Genomic DNA, 1,980 nt, shown 5'->3' with positions numbered 1-1,980 from the left:
TAAGGTTCTTTACCCCCCGGAAAATGATATGGCTAAGAGGGCTGTCGAGAGAAGTGCGTTATCTCAATCCAATTACCTTGGGGTACGTAAACGGCAGTGGTTCTAGGCTTCTTAAGAAACCTTTAGTCGGCAAATCCCTCTTTTAACTTTTTGGATTTTTCCATCAGCTGCTCGCGGGTCTCCTCGCGCTTTTCCTCAAGACGTCTGGCGATCTCGGGGTTTGAGACGGCCAGTATCTCGCAGGCCAGATACGCCGCGTTTGCGGCGCCATCTATAGCGACAGTTGCAACCGGTATGCCGGGAGGCATTTGTACGGTAGCATAAAGCGCATCCACACCCTCTAAAGCGCCCGATTTTAAGGGCACGCCAATAACCGGTAGGGTCGTGTGCGAAGCGATAACCCCGGCCAGATGCGCGGCCATCCCCGCGCCCGCGATGATTACCATCAAGCCGCGCTCACGCGCCGTCTGCGCGTACTTAGCGGTTTTATCGGGTAACCGGTGTGCGGACGAGATATCCATCTCGTAAGGCACGCCCAGCTCGCTTAAGACCTTTGCGGCTTTTTCCATAACGGCAAGGTCGCTATCGCTTCCCATTAAAATCCCGACCAGCGGTATAGTATTCTCGGATCGCATCGCTATCGCTCCCAGTTCAAGAAATCCTCAAGCACCACAATCAATGCATAGTGATCAAAGCACAGTAATTAAAGCACTATGATATCATAATCGGCCCGTATGCGGGCTTGGGTTAGGATATCAGAAGCCTTCTTTGAGTGCGGTCAGAACCATTCTCTTGCTCGGCCAGCCCACAGTTCCCTCTTCTGTCCGGTAAAGACGGCACTTCATCCCATAATCAATAGATTGCCGGGCTGCAGGGTCGACGTCTTGTCCGTTCACCCTGATAGTCGGCGAACCCAAGAACTTAAGCTGTTGGGCTTCCTGTTCACCCCGCATGTCGATTATTTCGACCGGCTGGTCGATTCCCAATTCTTCCATGGCCTCGGCAAGCACATCCTGCGCGTTTTCGAAATGGGGTCAACCGGTAAAGTAGAGTAGTTGAATATTCATACGCTCCTCGCTTGGTCGTTGGTGATTATCCTGTATACCTCCTTATTCCCGTTAGAAGGTAAGATTTATATCGGCGCCCATGATGACGTCTTTGTAGTAGGTGGCCGGGTCGGCGACTCTCACGCCCGGGGCCAACTCATCGGGGTCGACCCCAAAGAGCCCGAGATTCAGCGGACAGGCCAGGATGGCCGCCCCCTCAAGAATGAGCACCTCGAGCAGAAGCTCGGCCTCCGGCAAATTCATCGCAGCCATTCGCCTCATGATATCTTTTCGCTCGACCTGGGGCTGCTCGGGCACACAGCTGAGGAGCTTTATCTTATCCCTATGCAGCGCATTGACGCCGCGAGAGGTGAAAAAGATTGTAACCTGCGCCCCTGAGCGCAGCAAGTTAAGCGCAATCACCAGTGCGTTAAATACCTGGCAAAGCTCATCGTGAAAACAGATTATCGAGACCTTTTTAGGAGAGTCTTGCCGGATGTTCACTCAGGCGCCTCCTTCTTGTATAAGTCTTTCTATCTTACAAGGGATGAAAGGTTTGGGGAAGAATTTGGGGAACAAAAAAGGCCTTACTTTTGGTAAGACCTTGGCGGGAGCGACGGGATTCGAACCCGCGATCGCCGGCGTGACAGGCCGGAATGTTAAACCGCTACACTACGCCCCCATGTTGTTTTGCCGCTTCTACGGCTAGCATGATTATACTGGCTTTTTCTGTAATTTTCAACGACCCTTCACAGGTCAAATACCTACTGGTGGGAGTTACAGGATTTGAACCTGTGACCCTCTGCTGGTAAGGCAGATGCTCTCCCGCTGAGCTAAACTCCCAGTTTCGAACAATGGACCGGGGATGGTGTCTTCTCATCCTCCGTCGTTTTGAGCAATAGACCGCAATGTCACGGTTTGGCGCACACCTGCG

The 1,980-nt window shown here is 52.6% G+C and carries 2 protein-coding genes, 2 tRNA genes and 1 pseudogene; all 5 read right to left on the bottom strand.

All coding sequences use genetic code 11. From position 1 onward, the window contains the following. Window positions 1-122: 122 nt before the first annotated feature. The 5 genes and pseudogenes from purE to ACYC56_RS12820 all read right to left on the bottom strand — a co-directional run bounded on the left by purE (window position 123) and on the right by ACYC56_RS12820 (window position 1,889). Window positions 123-635 (bottom strand): 5-(carboxyamino)imidazole ribonucleotide mutase, encoded by a 513-nt coding sequence (gene purE / locus ACYC56_RS12840; RefSeq protein WP_461374569.1) that lies wholly within the window; start codon window positions 633-635, stop codon window positions 123-125. Window positions 636-755: 120 nt separating this feature from the next. After that, window positions 756-1,022 (bottom strand): annotated as a pseudogene (locus tag ACYC56_RS12835) (DF family (seleno)protein); the annotation flags it as partial. A 96-nt stretch (window positions 1,023-1,118) separates the two neighbouring features. Continuing rightward, window positions 1,119-1,550, bottom strand: coding sequence for a DsrE/DsrF/DrsH-like family protein (locus ACYC56_RS12830; RefSeq protein ID WP_461374568.1), 432 nt, complete (start codon window positions 1,548-1,550; stop codon window positions 1,119-1,121). A 101-nt stretch (window positions 1,551-1,651) separates the two neighbouring features. Further along, a tRNA-Asp gene (locus tag ACYC56_RS12825) sits at window positions 1,652-1,728 on the bottom strand. Window positions 1,729-1,814: 86 nt separating this feature from the next. After that, a tRNA-Val gene (locus tag ACYC56_RS12820) sits at window positions 1,815-1,889 on the bottom strand. Between the last annotated feature and the right edge of the window lie 91 nt (window positions 1,890-1,980).

It is taken from the genome of Candidatus Aquicultor sp. (assembly GCF_054640775.1).
This window is presented reverse-complemented; position numbering and strand designations above follow the sequence as displayed.

Excerpts from the sequence above, each read along its gene's own strand:
- purE (WP_461374569.1), bottom strand. The coding sequence starts at position 635 with ATGCGATCCGAGAATACTATACCGCTGGTCGGGATTTTAATGGGAAGC.